16 protein-coding genes and 3 pseudogenes are annotated in these 19,451 nt (G+C 42.4%); 4 read left to right on the top strand and 15 right to left on the bottom strand.

Annotated features, from left to right (window positions below):
- Positions 1–456 precede the first annotated feature (456 nt).
- The 12 genes and pseudogenes from PV403_RS23665 to PV403_RS23610 form a co-directional block, all read right to left on the bottom strand.
- Positions 457–1,143, bottom strand: coding sequence for an MBL fold metallo-hydrolase (locus PV403_RS23665; RefSeq protein ID WP_332086166.1), 687 nt, complete (start codon positions 1,141–1,143; stop codon positions 457–459).
- Positions 1,140–1,781 (bottom strand): TetR/AcrR family transcriptional regulator, encoded by a 642-nt coding sequence (locus tag PV403_RS23660; RefSeq protein ID WP_332086165.1) that lies wholly within the window; start codon positions 1,779–1,781, stop codon positions 1,140–1,142. Before PV403_RS23660 ends, PV403_RS23665 begins: the two co-directional genes overlap by 4 nt.
- A 314-nt stretch (positions 1,782–2,095) precedes the next feature.
- A complete protein-coding gene (locus PV403_RS23655; protein ID WP_213535660.1) occupies positions 2,096–3,028 on the bottom strand; it encodes a hypothetical protein in 933 nt (310 codons plus the stop codon).
- 237 nt (positions 3,029–3,265) lie between these two features.
- A pseudogene (locus tag PV403_RS23650) lies at positions 3,266–5,344 on the bottom strand (alpha-amylase family glycosyl hydrolase); the annotation flags it as partial.
- A gap of 211 nt (positions 5,345–5,555) precedes the next feature.
- Positions 5,556–5,912: a prenylated flavin chaperone LpdD gene (locus PV403_RS23645; RefSeq protein ID WP_332086164.1), complete on the bottom strand. Its 357-nt coding sequence runs from the start codon at positions 5,910–5,912 to the stop codon at positions 5,556–5,558.
- A 190-nt stretch (positions 5,913–6,102) separates the two neighbouring features.
- Positions 6,103–6,759: a nitroreductase family protein gene (locus PV403_RS23640; protein WP_332086163.1), complete on the bottom strand. Its 657-nt coding sequence runs from the start codon at positions 6,757–6,759 to the stop codon at positions 6,103–6,105.
- 53 nt (positions 6,760–6,812) lie between these two features.
- Positions 6,813–7,172 carry a ferredoxin family protein gene (locus PV403_RS23635; RefSeq protein ID WP_332086162.1) on the bottom strand — a complete coding sequence of 120 codons (360 nt, stop codon included), beginning with the start codon at positions 7,170–7,172 and terminating at the stop codon, positions 6,813–6,815.
- Positions 7,169–8,706, bottom strand: a pseudogene (locus PV403_RS23630) (FAD-binding protein). The gene PV403_RS23635 and the pseudogene PV403_RS23630 overlap by 4 nt, the downstream one beginning before the upstream one ends.
- A 50-nt stretch (positions 8,707–8,756) precedes the next feature.
- Positions 8,757–9,812, bottom strand: a complete 1,056-nt coding sequence (locus PV403_RS23625) for an ABC transporter substrate-binding protein (RefSeq protein ID WP_332086161.1) — start codon at positions 9,810–9,812, stop codon at positions 8,757–8,759.
- A gap of 99 nt (positions 9,813–9,911) precedes the next feature.
- Positions 9,912–10,796 (bottom strand): ABC transporter permease, encoded by an 885-nt coding sequence (locus PV403_RS23620; protein WP_332086160.1) that lies wholly within the window; start codon positions 10,794–10,796, stop codon positions 9,912–9,914.
- 23 nt (positions 10,797–10,819) lie between these two features.
- Positions 10,820–11,620, bottom strand: a complete 801-nt coding sequence (locus PV403_RS23615) for an ABC transporter permease (RefSeq protein ID WP_332086159.1) — start codon at positions 11,618–11,620, stop codon at positions 10,820–10,822.
- A 302-nt stretch (positions 11,621–11,922) separates the two neighbouring features.
- Positions 11,923–12,513 carry a DJ-1/PfpI family protein gene (locus PV403_RS23610; RefSeq protein WP_332086158.1) on the bottom strand — a complete coding sequence of 197 codons (591 nt, stop codon included), beginning with the start codon at positions 12,511–12,513 and terminating at the stop codon, positions 11,923–11,925.
- Positions 12,514–12,695: 182 nt separating this feature from the next.
- Here PV403_RS23610 and PV403_RS23605 point away from each other — a divergent pair.
- From PV403_RS23605 to PV403_RS23595, 3 genes and pseudogenes are all read left to right on the top strand, one after another.
- A pseudogene (locus PV403_RS23605) lies at positions 12,696–13,602 on the top strand (NAD(P)-dependent oxidoreductase).
- A gap of 169 nt (positions 13,603–13,771) precedes the next feature.
- Entirely contained in the window at positions 13,772–14,398 is a 627-nt protein-coding gene (gene udk / locus PV403_RS23600; protein WP_332086157.1) for a uridine kinase, read from the top strand.
- Positions 14,399–14,570: 172 nt separating this feature from the next.
- On the top strand, positions 14,571–15,035 hold the full coding sequence (locus tag PV403_RS23595; RefSeq protein WP_332086156.1) for a hypothetical protein: 465 nt from the start codon (positions 14,571–14,573) through the stop codon (positions 15,033–15,035).
- A 94-nt stretch (positions 15,036–15,129) separates the two neighbouring features.
- On the opposite strand, the gene PV403_RS23590 is transcribed toward PV403_RS23595, so the two are convergent.
- The 3 genes from PV403_RS23590 to PV403_RS23580 all read right to left on the bottom strand — a co-directional run bounded on the left by PV403_RS23590 (position 15,130) and on the right by PV403_RS23580 (position 18,910).
- The gene (locus tag PV403_RS23590; RefSeq protein WP_332086155.1) at positions 15,130–16,386 is read right to left on the bottom strand and encodes an L-lactate MFS transporter; all 1,257 of its coding nucleotides are present in this window, start codon (positions 16,384–16,386) and stop codon (positions 15,130–15,132) included.
- Positions 16,387–16,516: 130 nt separating this feature from the next.
- Entirely contained in the window at positions 16,517–17,245 is a 729-nt protein-coding gene (locus PV403_RS23585; RefSeq protein WP_332086154.1) for a LytR/AlgR family response regulator transcription factor, read from the bottom strand.
- Positions 17,246–18,910, bottom strand: coding sequence for a sensor histidine kinase (locus PV403_RS23580; RefSeq protein WP_332086153.1), 1,665 nt, complete (start codon positions 18,908–18,910; stop codon positions 17,246–17,248).
- 214 nt (positions 18,911–19,124) lie between these two features.
- Between PV403_RS23580 and PV403_RS23575 the strand changes: the two genes are divergently transcribed.
- Positions 19,125–19,376, top strand: coding sequence for a GlsB/YeaQ/YmgE family stress response membrane protein (locus PV403_RS23575; RefSeq protein WP_191804307.1), 252 nt, complete (start codon positions 19,125–19,127; stop codon positions 19,374–19,376).
- Positions 19,377–19,451: the final 75 nt, after the last annotated feature.

Below are 19,451 nucleotides of genomic sequence, written 5' to 3'. Positions count from 1 at the left end.
CCAATAAAGTTATTGAAAAGAGCGATAAGCTCATTTAGAAAATGCTGACGAGAACTTAAAAGTTCTCTATTTCATTTGTTATGACCAACAAATGAAACTTGTATTAATTCACTCACGAGTTTTACTTACGTAAAACTCCTCGTTGTTCAGTTTTCAAAGATCAATCTCGCTAACAACTTTCGTCGTCAGCAACTTTTATATAATATCATGTCCGGTTCAGAGTGTCAAGCTTTTTTTTCAGAAGTTTTTAACTTCGTTAAGTTGCTTGGTTATTCAGTGTGTTGCTTACTGGCTAACTTCTTGGCCGGAATTAGAATATACCATGCTGATATTAATTATGCAAGTCTTTTTTAATAAAAAGTTAATACCCATTTTTTGACAATTGTTTGCAGTATACAAGGCATCTATTACATTCTATTTCTTCTATAGTAGATTCTTTATAAGAATCCGCTAGATTCAGTTTTTCTGAAGACTAGACCATTCCTCTATATAGGAAGCAATCTGTTTCGCAGGATCAAAGACGGGACCACTGTGACATACTTCTAATCTAACCGGCTTTAACTCTTCAACGATACGACTGCTTTGAACTGCTTCATGCATATCGCCCGTAAATATCTTCATTGGTCTTGTTAGTTTCCCCTTTTTGGATGTAAATAAATCACCTGCGAGTAGGACCTGGTCCTGTTCATGAAAATATACAACATGCCCTGGAGAATGACCCGGCGCTAAGTAAGTTTGCAGCGCTCCAAAAGAAGGAAGCTGACCATCTTCTTCTATATAAAAGGGACGGACTACATCTTTAGGCAAAGTCTGCTCTATCTTTTTTCTTCTTGGGTAGGGCAGATCGCCTTCCAGGTAAGGAATTTCTATTGGGTGACCATATACAGGTGCCTTCGTGTTCTCCACTATTTTCAAGACAGATCCAACATGATCCGAATGACCATGCGTTAAAAGAATTTGCTGTATAGGGCCTTTATCCAGTTTCTCTACAAAAGCTAGTATGTCTTTAGCCATCCTGTCTATACCCGCATCCACTAAAGTAACGCCATTCCCATCTTGATTTGCAACGATCCATACGCGAAACTCAAAGAACATCCAGCTCTTTAATGTCCAAATATGATCTGAGATTTGTTCTATCTTCATGATCCACTCTTCCCTTCTTTTATTTTCTCATCAAACCCGAGTAACAGCGTCTCAAACGCTAAGTTAAATGTCCTTTCTAGACGCTCATATAACTCTTCCATACTTTCTTTAGAGTAAACATAGGTCCCTACAATTCCATGGAGCATATAATAGTATATTCGGGTGAAGGTAAGGATTCTTTCGTCTCCATTGTTTAAAGAGAAGTTTTGCTGAATTGCCGTTTCGAGCATTCGGAAAAGATGATTGCGAAGTTCTGTGAGTGGGATCGCTGACTCAATAAGGTCCACCCTCTCTGCATTAGCACCAAAAAAGAGAGCGTGCATGTTCCGATGCTGTAAGCAAAAAGTGATAAATAAAGTGCTCAACTGAATGACTCGTTCCTTCGGCAGAATATCTTGATCATCGAGTACATCCTGCATCTTCTCGCTCAATACGGAAAGTGGTGGTATAGATAACGCATGGAGCAATGTTTCTTTGTCATTAAAATAGATATAGATCGTAGTGTGAGAACATCCTGCCGTTTTTGCGATTTCACGCATCGTTACAGAATCATATCCTCTTTCTGAAAACAAGGTAGCTGCTGCCGCTAAAATAGCCTGTTTTGTTTCCTCTGATCGTTGGGCTTGACTCCTTGCCATGAAGATGAATCCTCCTCTTTTTATAACCATAGGTTAGTAACCAGTGGTTATATTGTAATATATTGGATAGTTGGTTGTATATAGAAAAATAAAAAAAAACAAGCAAATCGAGTATTACACCCCCTGCTTGTTCTCGTAATTCACGATCTGTAATTCACTATCTGTAATTCACGATCGCCTTTTAGATAAGCTATTGCTTTCCAAGATGGACAGACCCGTAGAAGTGATCCGTTCATTTGGTTCGTTTGGTTCGTTTGAATCGTTTAGTTTGTTTGGTTCATTTGCATTAGCAACCATGCTTATTTAGGTAATATTTATTCCTCTTCAATGATGTGATCTCCCCCAACGATAACAAACGTTGTCAACTCTTCTTTCTCAATCGGCCTAAACGGCTCCATCTGATCTCTTAATCGCACAGCCTCATCATCAAACCCATGATTATCCAAAAAACGTTCTACAATGAGCAGTGACGGATGATCCGCTTGAGCTCCTACATCACGTGCAATCGCAAGGGCAGATGGAAGGCTGGCTTTCTCTAAAAATGCTTGAACAGAAGATTCATCTCTACTCTCGATCTGTTCTAACCATTGCTTCTCATCGTCTGACGCTGTACCGAACTTATCAGGCAAAACAACATGGAGGGATTCCCTAGTTAGAATACAAGCCTGTTTTCTCCGTTCTTCTTGTATAGCACGTATATATTCATAAGGGTGGTCAATAACAGGAAGTTCAAAGGTAGTACGCAGCATTTCTTTTACTTCTTCTGCATACTGTTTCTCTTCCGGTGTATCACCATAAGGACTCTCTTCTTCTTCACACTTCCATTCAGCAACTCGCTTCAGATAAGCAGCTTCAGTCTCGAAATCGTTATAAAATAATTCACTGTTATCCAAATGGATACTAAGAAAGTCACGAAAATTACGAGCGATGAGCTTATTCGTATGTCCAAAAGACATGGGGCTGATGCAAACAATGGGGGCCTCGTCCAAAGTGTCTACCGTACCGAAATCAGTGAGAAACCCGTAATGAATTCCATCACAGCCATTTGATCCAAACACAACCACATCACACGGAGTACAGTAGTAACGAAACCCTTCAACTTCTAGCATTAAACCAATTGTTGAATCTAAAACCTTCATATTCCCCTTTATTTCATGCCAATGATCCAGCTCCATTAGACGTTTTAGATCACTCGGAATCTCATATTTACCAAAGTTCATTCTAATCGCTTCATCTTGTTCCTTCATAATTATGGCACCCTCCATTAAGACTGTTGTATCTAACAATACGGGAAGAGTGCCATGTTATCCTGCATTACCCATAATCTCAAAAAGATGATATAACCTAATCAATGGCTATATAACTGAACCAATTTCATATAACCCTTAGTTGATTTTATTAAGAGTTATGGATCAAAATAGGCTTATTTTTTTCTATATAGTTACGTACGAATTTATCATTCTATTGAGTTATAAAATTATTCCCTACCTGCGCTCTCTAAGAACAATCGCGGTTAGAGGTTCAAGAATGATCCCTTTATCTATCCATTGCAAGTCTTTTGGATCCTTCAAATTATGAATGCCTGCTCTTGTCTGATCGACAATAACATCAAATTCGGAATAATCTTTCGTTAGTCTAAGCCTTCTTGGCTTATCATCCGCATTGACAAAAACATGATACAACTCACTAAGGTCGCTGGAAGCACAGGTGTATGCAATCACTACATCTTCCTTAGCAATATCAAGAGAAGTAATGAGGGTTACATTTTGATCAATAAGAGAATGATCTCCTAATCGAAATGCATCAGATGACTTACGCAGCTGAATAAGGCCCTTCATATGCTCACGGGTTATATGATTTACTGGGTAGCTTGTACGATCCGTCGCTTTTGCCCAGTCAAACCGGTTAATCGCATCAGATGAATCACAGGAATCATGAATAAAATAACCCACTACCTCGCCTTTGCTATCAGTAAGTTCGTTATACTTATCCTCTGGCTGACCTGCCGCTTCCCATTGCTTCGTCCGCCCATATTCCTGACCACCATGTATAAATACGGTCCCTTGTGAGGTCAACAGCAACACGTTTCCGATTCGAATACGCCGGTGAATTTCTGCATCGTGTTCAGCTATCTTTGGATCTTTATGAATGGAAATAGCAATAACATCATAAAGGGTTAGATTGTCATGAGCTTCGATATACTGCACGACATCTCCCGGGCTGTCAGCCGGAAAATTAGATGGCTGTGCCTTTATATTTTGGAAGATCAACTCTATATTCCTAGCTCCACCTGTCAAAAAATGCGGCTCTCCCTCAGATCCAAAACCTGACTTGAGTTCATTACGCATCTCATCGGAGAACACACCTACATTATCGGTTTTATCCATCCAGTCTTGATCTGCTGCCATTCCTTTTAGAGACACATCATGCTTGTCCCCTGCAAAAGTCCGCCACCCTTCACCAATAAACAGCGGGCTTGGATGGATACGAGCAGCTTCATTGTACGCCTTTTGTACGGCAGGATAAGTTGCATCCCCCATCATATCCCAGCGCATTCCATCAATTTTATACTCGCTAAACCAGTATTTGACCGAATCAACGAGCAGTTTCTCTGCCATAGCGCGGTCTGTAGCAAGATTGTTACCAAAAGCTCCAATAAATTCTCCATCTGCATCTTGCCAAGCATAATACCCCGGTACGATATTATTCAGGAAGTCCACAATGGCCATATGCGTATAAACCACATCTAAAATCACACCCATTCCTGCCTGATGAATCGCATGAATCAGTGATTTCAGCTCTTTGATGCGAAGAATCGGATCTGCTGGATTTTCGGAATAAGCTCCAGTGGGTGAAAAATAATGTTGAGGATCATAGCCCCAATTGTACTCATTGTTTATAGCAGAATGATGGAGTTCCCTCTCCCCCATTTTGGTCTCGTCACCATAATACCAAGCCATCACGGGCAGCAATTGTACATGTGTCACTCCAAGAGATCGAATATAATCAAGCTTATCTACGAAAGCTCTATATGTACCCCATCTTGCTGAAAGTTCACCTTCTATGGCTGGATCAGAGGTGAAATCTCGTACATGAATTTCCCATATTATCGCGTCTTCCCTTTTCTTATATCCTTCTATATGTGCAAAATCAAAGTGATCAGGAGCCGTATCTACGAGATTTACGATCGCTGCTTTTCCTATTTTGTCGCCATCACTTCCTGCATCTCCTGTAGTATTAACCCTTGATGGAGCCATAGATTTGGCATAAGGGTCCAGCACTTTTCGAGCAATCCCTTCATTTGTTACTTCGTACTGATAAAAATACCCGCATAGATCATCTGTACTGAGCTGGGAAGGCAATAGATGAATAGCCCACACCCCGCGATCTTCTCTAACTAGAGGAAACTGACCTACAAGCCGGGTATCATCATTTTTATCGTATAAGAAAACTGTAACTGCTTCTGCAAGCGGGGCCCATAGTTTTAACGTGACACTACCTGAATGGTAAGTCGCCCCTAAATCTTCCCCGCGATATGCGTACATCTGATCGAACACTTTCCACTCACTTGGTTTACGTACTACGTCTGCTTTCGCATCTTGATACAACAGATCTTTTTTCCCCATGTGTTTTAATTCCTCCGCTGGATAACTTGTGAACTAGCCCTATTTATTTAATTCATTATTCCCTAAAATCAACTTACTAGAATCGAAATTGATTCACTAAGAACTATTAAGTCAAAAGTGGAGAGTAAAAACATACGGAATTAGGAATTCATACTTTTTTATAGTGTGTACTTAGTTTCTGTATCAATTCATCTCCTAACTGAACCGCCAGTTCTGTTAAAAGCGGGATCTCTTCTTTTGTAATCTGGTCGAGATGGGCACCGCAGCAAATCGCAAAGTTACCACGAAACGATTTTCGCAGCCGTACAGCAACTTCTTCTGTAATATAAAATTCCTTATGCGTCTGTAGTTGAATCGTTTGAAGAGGTTCTAGACGAGCTCCCGCTGTAATGGTACCCAGGTGCGGACGATCTCCGCCCGTAATAAGTACGACTACATCCTCACCCATAAAAAGTGCCCGTAACTGTAAATGAATTCGTCCTGATTTTTTTTCGAGTACAATCATTAATAACTCACTCCTATATCTCTCATCTTATCTATCTAAAATGAGCCTACCTGGATCAAGATATGTATTCTGCTATAGAAATCACAAAAAAGCAGCACTCTAGGAAACAGAGCACTGCCTTACACCTGATATCTGATATCTAATCTCTAATACCTAATCACCTATTCAACTATCAAAAGAAATCTCTCTCCTATTGTTTTCTAATCTCCAGAATACTTTCATCTAGAGTGCGGCGGCCCGTTGGTTTCTCCTTATCGTGAAACTTTTCATCAAGCTGATCGATAGTCCCTTTATAACCCAGTGCAACAACTGCATGCGGTTCAATATATTCAGGGAGTCCAAGAACTTCACTTGCTTTTACACGATTAAATCCACCAATAGCTCTTGTAGAAAGGCCTAGGAGATTCGCTTGTATGGATAAATAACCCCAGGCTGTTCCTGCATCAAACTTATGGGCACTATTGATTTCTCCGCTTTCATCTCGCCTTTTATCCGACGCAATCAAGATAAGTACAGGTGCTTTATCCGTCCAAAGACGGTTCCCTGGCAGTATAAATTGCTGAAATAAGTTATGCTCTTCCTCCGTTTGTGCCAGAACAAAACGCCATGGCTGAAGATTACTGGATGAAGGCGCCCATCTAGCAGCCTCCAATACGGTGTATAGAGTCTCGCTTGATACGGGTTTATCTGCAAAAGATCGGGAAGACCAGCGTTCGATAAACAGAGGATCTACTGGGTGTTCTGCATTTCGATACACCGAGATGTCTTCCGAGACTCGTTTCGTAAGTACTTCCCTTTGTTCCTTATCCCCCTGATTTGTCTGCAGTCCCGTTTCCTTTGTGCTCACTATAACCAACTCCTTAGATTAGATAAGATGATATAAAATGATTTCTGTTATTATTATTGTTTTGTTCCGGGTAGGATGCGATATTTCTCCGTAAAAACTTCAAAAAAAGGAGTCGTGTCCCTTTCCGCCATTGTAGAAAGAGCACCTTTGTTCCAGCCAATCTCCGATCTCCAGCTGCCTAGGAGTCCTGAACTGCGAAGCTCCTCCTCATCTACTGCTACCGACATTTCCGCTTGAGCTGCCACATACAATGCATCTGCGGGACAGTAGGCTTCACATATAAAACAGGTTTGGCAATCTTCCTGTCTTGCAATAAAAGCAAGTGAATCATTCATTTCAAATACATTCGTCGGGCATACTTTAACGCACATTTTGCAGCCTATGCAGCGATCTGCACTCACAAGTTCTATCACGAGCTCTGCCCCTCCTTTGCGGGCAACATTTCATGAGCATGAGGAGCATGCTCCACACTTTGGCGGATATCGTCAATGCCAGATAGAATGATGCGGTGGGTTTGAAGCGGGTCGATTTCGGGATATTCTTTCAGCGCTTGGAGTCCTCTTGTTTCTTTGCGGACGAGCGCCGCAGTATACATCCATCTCGCAGCGGCTAGCATGCCAGCCGACTCTCTTGATTTCACTCTTTCTTGAACCGTGGAAGTCGTTAGACCGTTGAGTGAAGGGAAAAGAGAATGTAATCGAGCTAACGATTCCCTAATGACGGGTTCGCTTCGGAAGAAGTTAATTTCTAGCGGCAAAACTTCTTTTTGTATAGATGAGATCATTTGCTTTATGGACAGCTCACTCTTCTGCTCACTCTGTGTACTTGTTAGTCCGTATCTGCCAGCGGGAAGAAGGGAGCGGGTGTCTGCTTTTCTAGAATTCGCAAGGGCATACGCGGCCGCTCCTTCACCTGCCCAAGTTCCGCTGCATATGGCCCATGATGCGTTATATGATCCGCCTCCGGAAACAGCACCCATCACTTTTTCACGAGAAGCTGCATCTCCTACTGCATATAATCCAGGAACCGTTGTAACACAATTACCCGTTGTTATACGAATTCCTCCCGTGCCTCTCATGGTCCCTTCATAACGCAGTGTCAAAGGAAACTTATCGCGAAACGGATCAATGCCGGCTCGTTCCAAAGGCATGAAGAAAATGGGGTGTGCACTACGTAAGAACTGACGTTTCTCTTCTGTATCAGCTAGATCTAGCGAAGCATATACCGGACCTTCAATAAGCAGCTTTTGCATACTGCCAGGAGTTCGTTCACCCGATCGAATACGCTCACCATTCTTATCATACAGGCTAGACCAAGCGAGCATTCGCCCTCTCGTTACACTTCCGTCAGCAAAGCTTGGCGCATATTGTCTGCTAAATTCCATCCCAGATAGGTCAGCACCCGTCTCGGCTGCCATTAACAACCCTTCACCAGTCAGCACATTGCAGCCAAGTCCTTTACTAAGAAACGTACACCCACCTGTCGCAATAATGACAGCATTCGCTCGAACTTCGTAGTCAGCACCGGTTATTCGGTTAACCCCCCTTGCTCCTCCGACACCATGTTCATCGACGAGTAACTCTAGGGCAGGGGACTGATCCAGAATCGTAACCCCAGCTTTGCGGACCACTTTTCTCATGAGTTTCATATATTCAGGGCCATGCAGATGAGTTCGAAGTGTCGTTCCATCTAAATCTTTCGGGAAAGGGTACCCCCATTCCTCAGCCGAGTCTGTACTGCCTCTTCCCTAAGTTCAGATACTGCTGGTATAACAAGAAGCGTTGTTCCTCCTGGAGCCGTCGCCCCACTCGAACCGAGATAACCTTTATCAGCCAGAACGACCTTTGCTCCTTGAGAAGCCGCACTCCATGCAGCCCAGGCTCCCGCTGGACCTCCACCTAATACAAGTACATCTGCGGTCAACTTCACATCTTGGTGATTCGACATCTTCGTTCCCCTCCTTTCCTTTCGCTTATAGAGTGATTCTTTGTCTTTCCTTATCTGAGTACCCAATCGTTAATTTCAAAATTCTTTTTCGCCAGTTTCTCATCAACGAGGAAGTCTTTTGTTCCTTCCAGCAGTTTCAGCCCTTCCTCTGTAAACGGTTCTTCCTTAATCGCACTTATTGGATTCGTCTGCTTCACGATCTCCACGGATTGACCTTGCAACTGAGCTATGAACTCGTAGTACTCTTCTTCATGCTGCTTCAGGTCAGCCAGTGCCTTTTTACGGGCATCATTCCATACTTTTGGAAAATCAGAGAAAGAAGCAAGATACTCATCCGAGGCTACTGTAGTTCCGCTTCCTTTCAAATGTGGATGTTTTGTGGCATCATCGAGATGAGTAAATCCTGCCTCGATCTGTTCTAAAGCTCCCTGAGTAGTATTGTTCGTCATGGCATCTACATCGCCCCTTGCAAGTGCTGCCTTAGCGTCGGGAATCAGCATATGCACGAGTTTATAATCCGTTATACCGGCATCTTTCAGTAATCCAACCACATATCGATGCATAAAAGAGCCTTTTTGAATGGCAATCGTTTTCCCCTTCAGCTCCGAAAGAGTCTTTGGTCCATCCTTTTTTCCTAATAGATAGCCGATAGAATTAGTTGATCCCTGTGTAATAAGCCGGATTTTTGCTCCGGATGCATAGGCAATAATGGAAGGTGTATCTCCCATGCTCCCAAGATCAAGACGACCACTGATAAGAGACTCTGTTAAATCGGGTCCGTTAGGAAAACCCGTCCATTTCACTTCAGTAATACCGTGTTTCTTTAGCTCCTCCTGGATAATCCCCTTATGGAGCCCCCACCCTTCAGGTCCCCCAGGCAAATTAAGATCATTTGTCCCAATAAACCCGTAGTTCAGTACTGGTTTTACGTTCCCCTTGGCTTCTACAGCGTTAGCTTTCGTAGTTGTTGTCTGAGCACCTGTGCTTTCTCCTCCTGTATTACTGCAAGCTTGGAGTAATAATAAACTTAGGAACAATCCCGCTATAAATAACCTTCGGGATAGCAAATTGCTTCTTTTTTTCGATTTTTCCAGGTTAATTGACATGTCTAATAGCTCCTCTTCATTTCGTTTAGCGTAAGCTGTTAAATGAAACAATGATCACATTATCGATGCTTTTCTTCATTATTTTTTTGTATCTTCGTATCAGCCCTGATAACTATCCCGATAATGAAGCAGCTTTTTTTCTAAAATCCGCATCATAGTGTCAATCAGCTTACCTACTACAGCAAAAATGATAATGCCTACAAAAATAACCTCTGTGTCCGAATTCTGCTTGGCCTGATTAATAAGGAAGCCTACCCCTGACTGCGATCCAATCAGCTCGGCTACAACAAGTCCAATCCAGGAGACAGCCAGCGACAAACGGATCCCAAGTAAAATACTCGGTAAGGCTGCAGGAAGAATGAGTCTCATCAGTTTTCGCTTCAAGCTGAATTCAAGTACCTCTCCTACTTCATAAAGTTTGTTATCAACATTTCGGATCCCCGTATAGGTATGGATATAGAGTGGGAAAAAAGCTCCGCTTGTAATGATGACTACTTTGGATACCTCTCCAAATCCGAACCAAAGAATAATGAGCGGGGCAATGGCAAGATGCGGAACAAGCCGCAGGACTTGGATACTTGGATCCATAAGATATGATGCTATTCGCGAGAAACCTGTGAACGTGCCAAGCGCTAATCCTAGAAAAGACCCCGCAAGAAACCCAATAAACGCACGATACATACTGATACCTAAGTGATGAAAGAGTTCTCCTGTAGCGATAAGACGAAAAAATTGCTCTGCAATGGAGAGCGGAGTCGGTAAAAAAAGAGCAGAGATATAACCCTCACCCGCTGCATATTGCCATATCGCAATGATAAAGAGCGGAATAAGCATTGCAGCGGCTACATCAGCTCCTTTTTTCCTCTTCCGCTTCCGGATATTCCTCGGTCGATACTCCTTGTGATGGTTTGCTGTGACTGTGCCTTGAATCTTACTTGACCTATTCGCTTTATGCTGCAGTATCGGATCTGCTCGCTCGTTCATCTCAATCCTCCCTTTCTATTTTTTTAGCCGCCGTATGTATCTTTCCAGCGCAGCATACGAGCCTCAACCAGCCTTACGAGTCCATCTGTAGCCAAACCTGCACAAGCGAAAATAATGATGCCGACAAAAACAACCGGGGTGTCAGCAAATTGTCTAGCGTCAGACATCATATATCCAATCCCTGATGTAGAAGCAATCAGCTCGGCTACGACTAGTCCAAGCCAGGAAAGGCCAATCGATAACCTTATACCGAGCAAAATGTTTGGCAGGGCACCTGGAATCACAAGTCTTACGATTTGCTTCCATTTGTTGAAACCTAGAACCTTGGCTACCTCAAATAACTTATTATCTCCCCCGCGGATTCCCATAAAAGTATTGATGTAGAGGGGGAAAAATGCACTTTTTGCGATAAGTAATACCTTAGATTCTTCTCCGATTCCAAACCAGAGAATAAAAAGAGGTACCACAGCAAGGCTTGGGATCATTCTTATCATCTGAATTGACGGATCAAGAAACTTTTCTGATGTTTTAAAAAGACCTACCAAGAGTCCAAAAATAAAGCCCAAACTTCCGCCAAGCAGAAAACCAGCGAACGCTCGTATGATACTCACTTTAAAATGTCCCCATAAATCCCCAGACAAGGTTAGCTGGATCAGTGCTTTTCCAATGGCAATCGGGGTTGGAAATAATAATTCAGAGATCACACCGTAAAATCCAAGAAGCTGCCATACTAGAAGCACAGATACAGGAATAATAAGACCAAGTCCCAAGAGACTCCACCTTCCTGGACTCTGCTTTGAAGTCGTCACTGTAATACTGCTCAATTTGATTTCCCCTTTCCAACCTAAAATAGCGAAAATATCTTGCCACCTTATGCAGGCTAGCAGGATATCTCCGCAGGTACGGTCGATATGGTATGACATCTGTATAATGATACAAAAAAGAGGTATCGCAGCGCGGTTGTACGCGTGCAATACCTCTGTATGAACAGTCGGTTTATGCATTTCATATTAATCCAATGGGTATTAAGTAAATTAAAAATATCACCTTTCCCATTCATTGTCAATGAAAATCAGGTCAGTTATTTTACATCGCATCAGGCAACAATTTGGCTATACCTTTGCTGCTATGAAATAAAGCCCATCAGTCGTTTTACTTCCTTTGTATTCGCCTTAGAAGTTAACTTCTCGAGCAGAAGGAACGCTACATCAAAACCCAATGATGGACTTGATGAAGTGATTAGATTATCGTCAATAACAATCGGCTGGTCAGGAATGACCTTAGCACCCATCTCAGCAAGCTGGGCCTGTCTTTTCCCATTACTTAGATTGTATGTGGTGGCGTTTCTTCCTTCGAGAACCCCGCTTTTTCCAAGGATCAGCGCTGCTAAACAGATCGTCGCAATGATCTTTCCTTGACGATTAAATTCGCGCACCAGTTCAAGCACATCTTCCCTGAAAGCATCCTCAAAATAACCCGCTTCTTCAAATCCGCCGGGTATCGCTAATACATCGAAATCATTTGCACTAACATTGTTAATTAGCAGTTCCGGTGTCACCTTGAAATTCCATGTACACGCTAGTGTATCCCTCGTTCCTACGGTTATGAGCTCCGTAGTTCCATCACCCTCCAGCTTATTCCAACCCAGCACATCGGTAAATACACTGGCTTCTATTGCTTCAAATCCATTAGGCAACAACAAACAAATCCGCTTCATAAGTATCGTCTCCCTTTCTGCTTTCTCAATCAATCTGGCTAGTAGATAAAAAGTATTCGATATCTTAAAGATTATTGTCAGGTACTGTCAACCGCTTCATAGAACCTTAGTAAAAAAAGGGATATAATACGAAAAATAAAGGATAGATCAAATCAAAACCAATTCACCCAGGAGGTAAATAAATGATCGTATCACCAGAGCAAACAACTGTAGGATTTATCGGTACTGGCGTAATGGGCAAAAGTATGGCAGGGCATCTGCAAAAAGCCGGCTATGCTCTTCATGTCTACACAAGAACCGCCGCCAAAGCAGAAGAATTGATCAAGCAAGGTATTGATCAAGCAAGGTGCAACTTGGCATGAATCACCGGCAAGCCTTGCTGCAGCATGCAGTGTGATCATTACTATGGTAGGGTACCCCAAAGACGTAGAAGAAATTTATCTTGGAGAAAATGGAATCATAGCAAACGCTCCTTCCGGAGCTTATCTAATTGATATGACGACCTCTAGTCCACAGCTGGCTGCGCGGATCCACGAGAAAGCTTTGAAATCGGGATTACACGCTCTTGATGCGCCTGTATCTGGCGGAGATACAGGTGCAAAGAATGCCACACTATCCATCATGGTCGGCGGAAAGAAAGCGGATTATGAAGCAGTTAGACCCATCTTTGAACTGATGGGTAAAAATATTGTACACCAAGGACCTGCAGGAGCTGGTCAACATACAAAAATGTGCAACCAGATCGCGATTGCTTCCAATATGATGGGGGTCTGTGAAGCACTCGCTTATGCGAAAACTTCAGGGCTGGATCCTGAAAACGTATTGAAGAGCATTGAGACAGGCGCAGCAGGAAGCTGGTCGCTCAGTAACCTGGGTCCGCGAATGATTGCAGGTGATCATGAACCTGGATTTTTCGTCAAACATTTTATTAAAGATATGGGTATAGCTCTATCCTCGGCAGAAGAGATGGGGCTGCAGACACCTGGACTTGCTCTGGCCAAGTCTTTGTATGAAGAGTTATCAGAACTTGGATACGATGATAAAGGAACGCAAATCTTATATCAGTACTATATGAAATTCAGCAACTAAATCGATCTTTGAATGAGGGACATAATTCCGATATCATCGGGCAAAGATATAAGGGCATAAGAACTGCCTAATCTTCCCTTTATGCGCCTTGTAGATGAAAAAAAGGACCTTCTATGCTACAATACTGAAATTGCTCTGGCAATTATTCTAGGGAGGTTTATGGTATCGCATGCTGATTATTGGTATTGCCGGGGGAACCGGTTCAGGTAAAACAACAGTAGCTCGTTCCGTTATTGAACGTCTAGGTTCGAGTAAAGTGACTTTTATATCTCAGGACAACTACTATAAAGATCAGGCTCATCTTAGTCTGGCTGAGCGTGAGCTCACCAACTATGACCATCCGTTTGCGTTTGATAATGAGCTGTTAATTCAACATTTAAATGCTCTTAAAGATGGACAAACTGCCTTTGCTCCTGTTTATGATTTTACAATACATGCACGTTCTGCATCAGAGACAGTCCAGCTAAAACCAAACAATATCATCATTATCGAAGGATTACATGTTCTTTCAGATGAAAACTTGCGCGCGATGCTGGACATTAAGGTATTCGTAGACTCTGATCCCGATGTACGGATTCTGCGCCGTGTTGTGCGTGATATTGAGGAGCGTGGACGGACAATCCAGTCCATTCATCAGCAGTACCTCGCAACGGTAAAACCGATGCATGAAGCATTTATCGAGCCTTCTAAAAAGTATGCTGACATTATTATCCCTGAGGGTGGACATAACCAGGTTGGCATTCAGCTTCTGACTGTCCTTACAGAGAAATATCTGTCTGGCGAAAAAAATTGGTAACAGCCCCATTCATCAATGGGTTTGTGTAAAACAAATCAAAGGAGAGACTTCTTGCCTGAAAAAGGCTGAAGCCTCTCCTTTTTCATATCTAATGCAACTTCCTGCCCATTACTGTTGTTTATAAGTTAAGTGTAGAAGTAAATATAAGTGACTAATAAGGGTGGGAATTACGATGAAAATGAGTCCCTCAGAACGATGGGCTATGTATCCTATGCATCTCATGTTTATGTTTATGATCCATTTCTGCTTTGGAGGGATGAATATTCTCTGGTCCATTTCTTACGGGGAAAACAGTGCTGGAATCTATGTCTTTACAGCTCTCTTCTTGCTTACCTGGCTGCTCTATTCGATATCGATGAGAAATCGTCGGATCGATTTCATGATTATAACTTCCATCTACTGGCTTGGCGGACTGGCATTTTTTTTGTTGCTTTACACCTATAATCAAGACTCCACTACCACTTTTATTCTGTTATTCCCCTTCTATGGCACCATTGTTGGATTTAGCCGATTATTTATAAATACATCTTATGAAACCGCCGGAATGATCAGCTTTCATCTACTTTACTATGCAATCATTCTACTCTTCACCCTATTGGCAGAGAGGCGTTCGAAGCGAATGAACAAGACTATGTAACCCTTCTGTAACAGCACTAAAAATGGTGCGAAAACAAATAAACATCCCCCAGCGTTGTTACCATCGGGGGATGTTTATTTGTTATCATAGGTTTTTAAGCGGTACGTTTGTAAGCTTTGAATGCTGCCTCTTTCTCTGCTTTTTTGCTAAGTGGAGGATTCATCGTCATAGCAATCAGGACCGAGATTACACATAGTCCGCCAATAACGATAAAGGTTAACTTAAATCCGCCCATCATGGCAGCGATAAACGAACCGGACAGTGCACCAATACCGAAACCTTGATAGATAATGCCATAGTTTTTGGTTTGATTTTTCAGTCCAAAGAAGTCACTCACTATCGCTGGAAATACGGTAATATTACCTCCAAAACAGAATGCAATCGCTGCTACGCAAGCGAAGAACAGTCCAAAGTTTAATGGAACTACGCTAAGTACGACCGCGGATGCTGCCGTTACAGCCAGTGTGCAGCCCACAAGTTTTAAGCGGCTAACTTTATCAGACAACGCCCCGAGAATAAGTCGTCCTGCTGTATTAAAGATAGCAACAAGAGCTACAGCATTAGCCGCCGTCGCTGCATCAAGATGGGCTAGCTGAACACCGATATCTTTTACAATACCGATTAAATACAATCCGCTCATACATGCGGTGAAGAAGATAACAAACAACAGATATGCTTGTTTCGTGCGAAGCATCTCTCCTACCGTATAATTCACCTGCACAGGAACTGCTGCATTCGAGGTAGTTGTCTGCGTTTTAGAGCCAGCCTTAGCTTCTTCGGATTCTACCGATGCTTCTCTTACCAGCATCGAACCCACCAAGATCATAGCCATGACAATGAGTCCCCAATACAGGAATGCTTGAGAAACACCAACGGAATGAATCAAACCACCATTAACATATTTAAAGATAAGACTTCCTGTACCATATGCCCCAACGGAGATACCAGAGATAAGCCCTTTTCGATCAGGAAACCATTTCATAAGATTTGATAAAGAAGTTATATACGCCGTACCGTCGGCGAATCCAACAATAACACCAGCTAGAATATACAGAGAAGCCAGTGAACTTGCTTGCGAACTAAGGATTAACCCAATGCCAAGTAGAATACCAGCAGCAGCTGTCAATTTACGAAGGCCGATTTTCTCTTGTATTTTCCCTGCAAAAAGAGTTGAAAAGGCGAGCGCAAAGCTGGTTATTGAAAAGGTAATGGAGACTGAACTAAGCTCCCATCCAAATTTGTCAACAAGCGGTGAATTAAATAAACTCCATGTATAGATGGTTCCAAGACCCATCTGCATAATAACGGTACCAAGAACAATAAGAAGGCGATTTACAGGTTTTCCATTCATGTTGTTTTCCTTCTTTCTTTTGTCTAATGTAAGTGTACTTGAGCTCTTAACACACTCTCATTGTAGCGCTTACATTTAAGGAAAAAGCGAAAACAGGAATGAAATAACCTGAATTCGGAATGAAATGCCTCTATAATCGCATAAGTTGCCTGAACTCTTTAGCTTTACTGCGGCTGACGGGGATTTCAGCATCAATCTCACTTAACCGAAGTAAATATGTATTATTAAACCATGGGACAATCTCCTTAATTTTCTCTGTGTTCACAAGATAAGAACGATGACAGCGGAAAAAGACCTCTTTAGGAAGGCGCTCATAAAATTCGCTGATACTTAGCTGCATCGTGTATTTCTCGTTCTTCGTCACTACCTCTGTTGTCTTCTCCTGGGCAACGGCATAATAGATATCATCTGCATCAACCACGATTATTTTTTCATTCTTATATAAATTCACCTTTGTAATGGAAGGCAAATGTTGCTCCGGGATGGCTCTGCGCTGCCCTATATATGCCGTTTCCAATTTTGCCAGCATAGATGTAATGCGGGACTCACTGTAGGGTTTGAGAATATAGTCAAAGGCCTCTACTTCAAATGCCTCCACGGCGTGTTCCTTATATGCCGTGATAAACACAATGTAAGGTTTAACAGAAAATTTGCTGATATTATGGGCAAGTAATACCCCGTCAATAGAAGGAATATTGATATCTAAGAACAAGACGTCAACCTCTTGACTCTGCAAAAATTTCAGAGCATCCAGACCATCTTCAAACTCGGCCTCTACCTTGATCTTGCTATGTGTTTCTATTAAATAACGCAGCTCTTGCCTCGCTAACACTTCATCTTCCACGATGATCGCTCTCATCTACTGAACACCTCTTTTTGTCACATCAAAATCAATACTTGTCCCCTGCTCCAACTGGCGGATACGAAGACCTTCTCCATAGATCAGCTTCACGCGCTGATGAACATTATATAGTCCAATTTTGTTATCAGGCATATTATCACTATACACATTTCGGATAATCTCCGGTGCTATTCCCGCTCCTGTGTCCGTGATGCTAATCCTTACGTTTTCTCCGAGATCCTTGACCGAGATCGTCACTTTACCCGGCCCCTTAACCTTCAGAATACCATGGATGATTGCGTTCTCAACAAGCGGCTGAATAATAAGGCTCGGGATGCACACTTCTACTTCGTCAATATCATATTCCACTTCAAGCCGATTACCGAATCTAGCTTTCTCAATCTCTACGTAATGGTTAACTTGCTGGAGTTCTTTGCGGATATCAATCATTTCATCACTAAGCTCCAGGTTAAAACGCATATAACCAGACAGGTTTACAATCAATTCTCTCGCTTTATCAGGATCAGTCCGGATAGAAGAAGCGATGGCATTGAGCGCATTAAATAGAAAATGAGGATTAATCTTCGTCTGTAGAGCCTTCAGCTCTGCTTTATTTGCCATTGCTTTAATTCCCTCTACTCTCGACACTTCCATGAGTGTAGAAATCATCTGCGACAATCCTACTGCCAGCGCTTGTAGGGAATCCGTAATTTTATGTGCCTTCGCATAATAAATCTTGAGGGCTCCGGTTACTTCGCCCTTTTCTTTCAGCGGAATAATAATCAGGGATTTAATAAAAGGGTTCGTATGCTCTGCATCATTGTTACGAATCATGATTTCACCGCTTTTCAGCGTGTTTTTCGTCTCCTCGCTAATAATGGCATGCTGCTCCTTATAGTGCTCCTCACCCACGCCAATATAAGCCAGAATCTGCTTCGTATCAGTGATCGACACCGCATCTGCGCCAATCTCATCCTTAATAATATGGCAAATGGTATGAAGCGAATCCGGAGTGATGCTTCGAAAATAAGGCAGTGTTTTGTTCGCAATATCGAGAGACAATTTTGCCTGCTTGGCTGCGACTAGCTCCTTCTCCCCTTCAACACTCTGTACGAGCATGACAATAAGACCCACGCTCACTTGGCTGATAATCATGGGAAGGCCAATTCGAGAAACGATAACCACACCAAGCGAAGTAGGCTCAGCCAATACGATAATTAAAATCATCGTTAACGCTTCACATGCCATACCGGCGATGATCCCCATCTTCCATCTGCGTTCCCGGGATGTAATTCGGTATATTTGTCCCGACACGAATCCGGCTGTAATACTCGTAATCAGGCAAGGCAAGGAAGTAACGCCCCCGATATCAATCAAAAAACGATGAATTCCGGAGATAATCCCTGTTGCAAGACCGACCCAAGGTCCAAATAGGATCCCGCCCGATAAGATGGCAATAATTCGCACATTCACAAGCGAACCTTCTACATTAATACCACTATAGGTACCAAATAAGGCAAACCCGCTGAAAATGATGGTTGCTAGAATAAGTTCATATCCTGTTTTTTCCCTTTGCTCAAAGAAAGCTTTAAATCCTGGTATTCGTGTCAGCACAAATAAACACATCAGCAAAAGGGCTGCGCGTTCTAACAGCTGAAGCAACATTAACAAAGACTCCTGCATGACGTTCCATCACTCTCCAAATACAATATAGCAATCCGTTCCATACCCTCACAGTTTGTTATTGTACCACAGAAAAACGATCATTTAATGCCATTGAACCCTTACTAAGACACCGCCCAAAATTTAAAATATTTCTCTGTTTATGATTAGAACTTCGATTATGCGGTTATAAAATCAACAGCAAACGAAAAACAATGGAAAGGTGATGTTAAATATGGGTTGGTTATGGGCATTAATTATTGGTGGTATTATTGGTTGGTTAGCAGGTCTAATCGTCGGCAAGGATATTCCATTCGGTATTGTTGGTAATATTATCGCTGGTTTCGTAGGGGCTTGGCTTGGTGGTCTTCTACTCGGAGAATGGGGACCTGAAACAGGTGGATTTTATATCTTCCCTGCACTGATTGGTGCGATCGTTCTTGTTGCTATTCTTAGTCTTATTCTTCGTAAGACAAGAAGAGCATAACGAGAAACATCGTAAGATCTTTATTCATTAGAATACGGATATTATAATGAACGATAATACCAGAGAGAGTTCAGA

The organism is Paenibacillus sp. GYB006, assembly GCF_036577645.1.
Classification (GTDB): Bacteria; Bacillota; Bacilli; order Paenibacillales; family Paenibacillaceae; genus Paenibacillus.
This window is presented reverse-complemented; position numbering and strand designations above follow the sequence as displayed.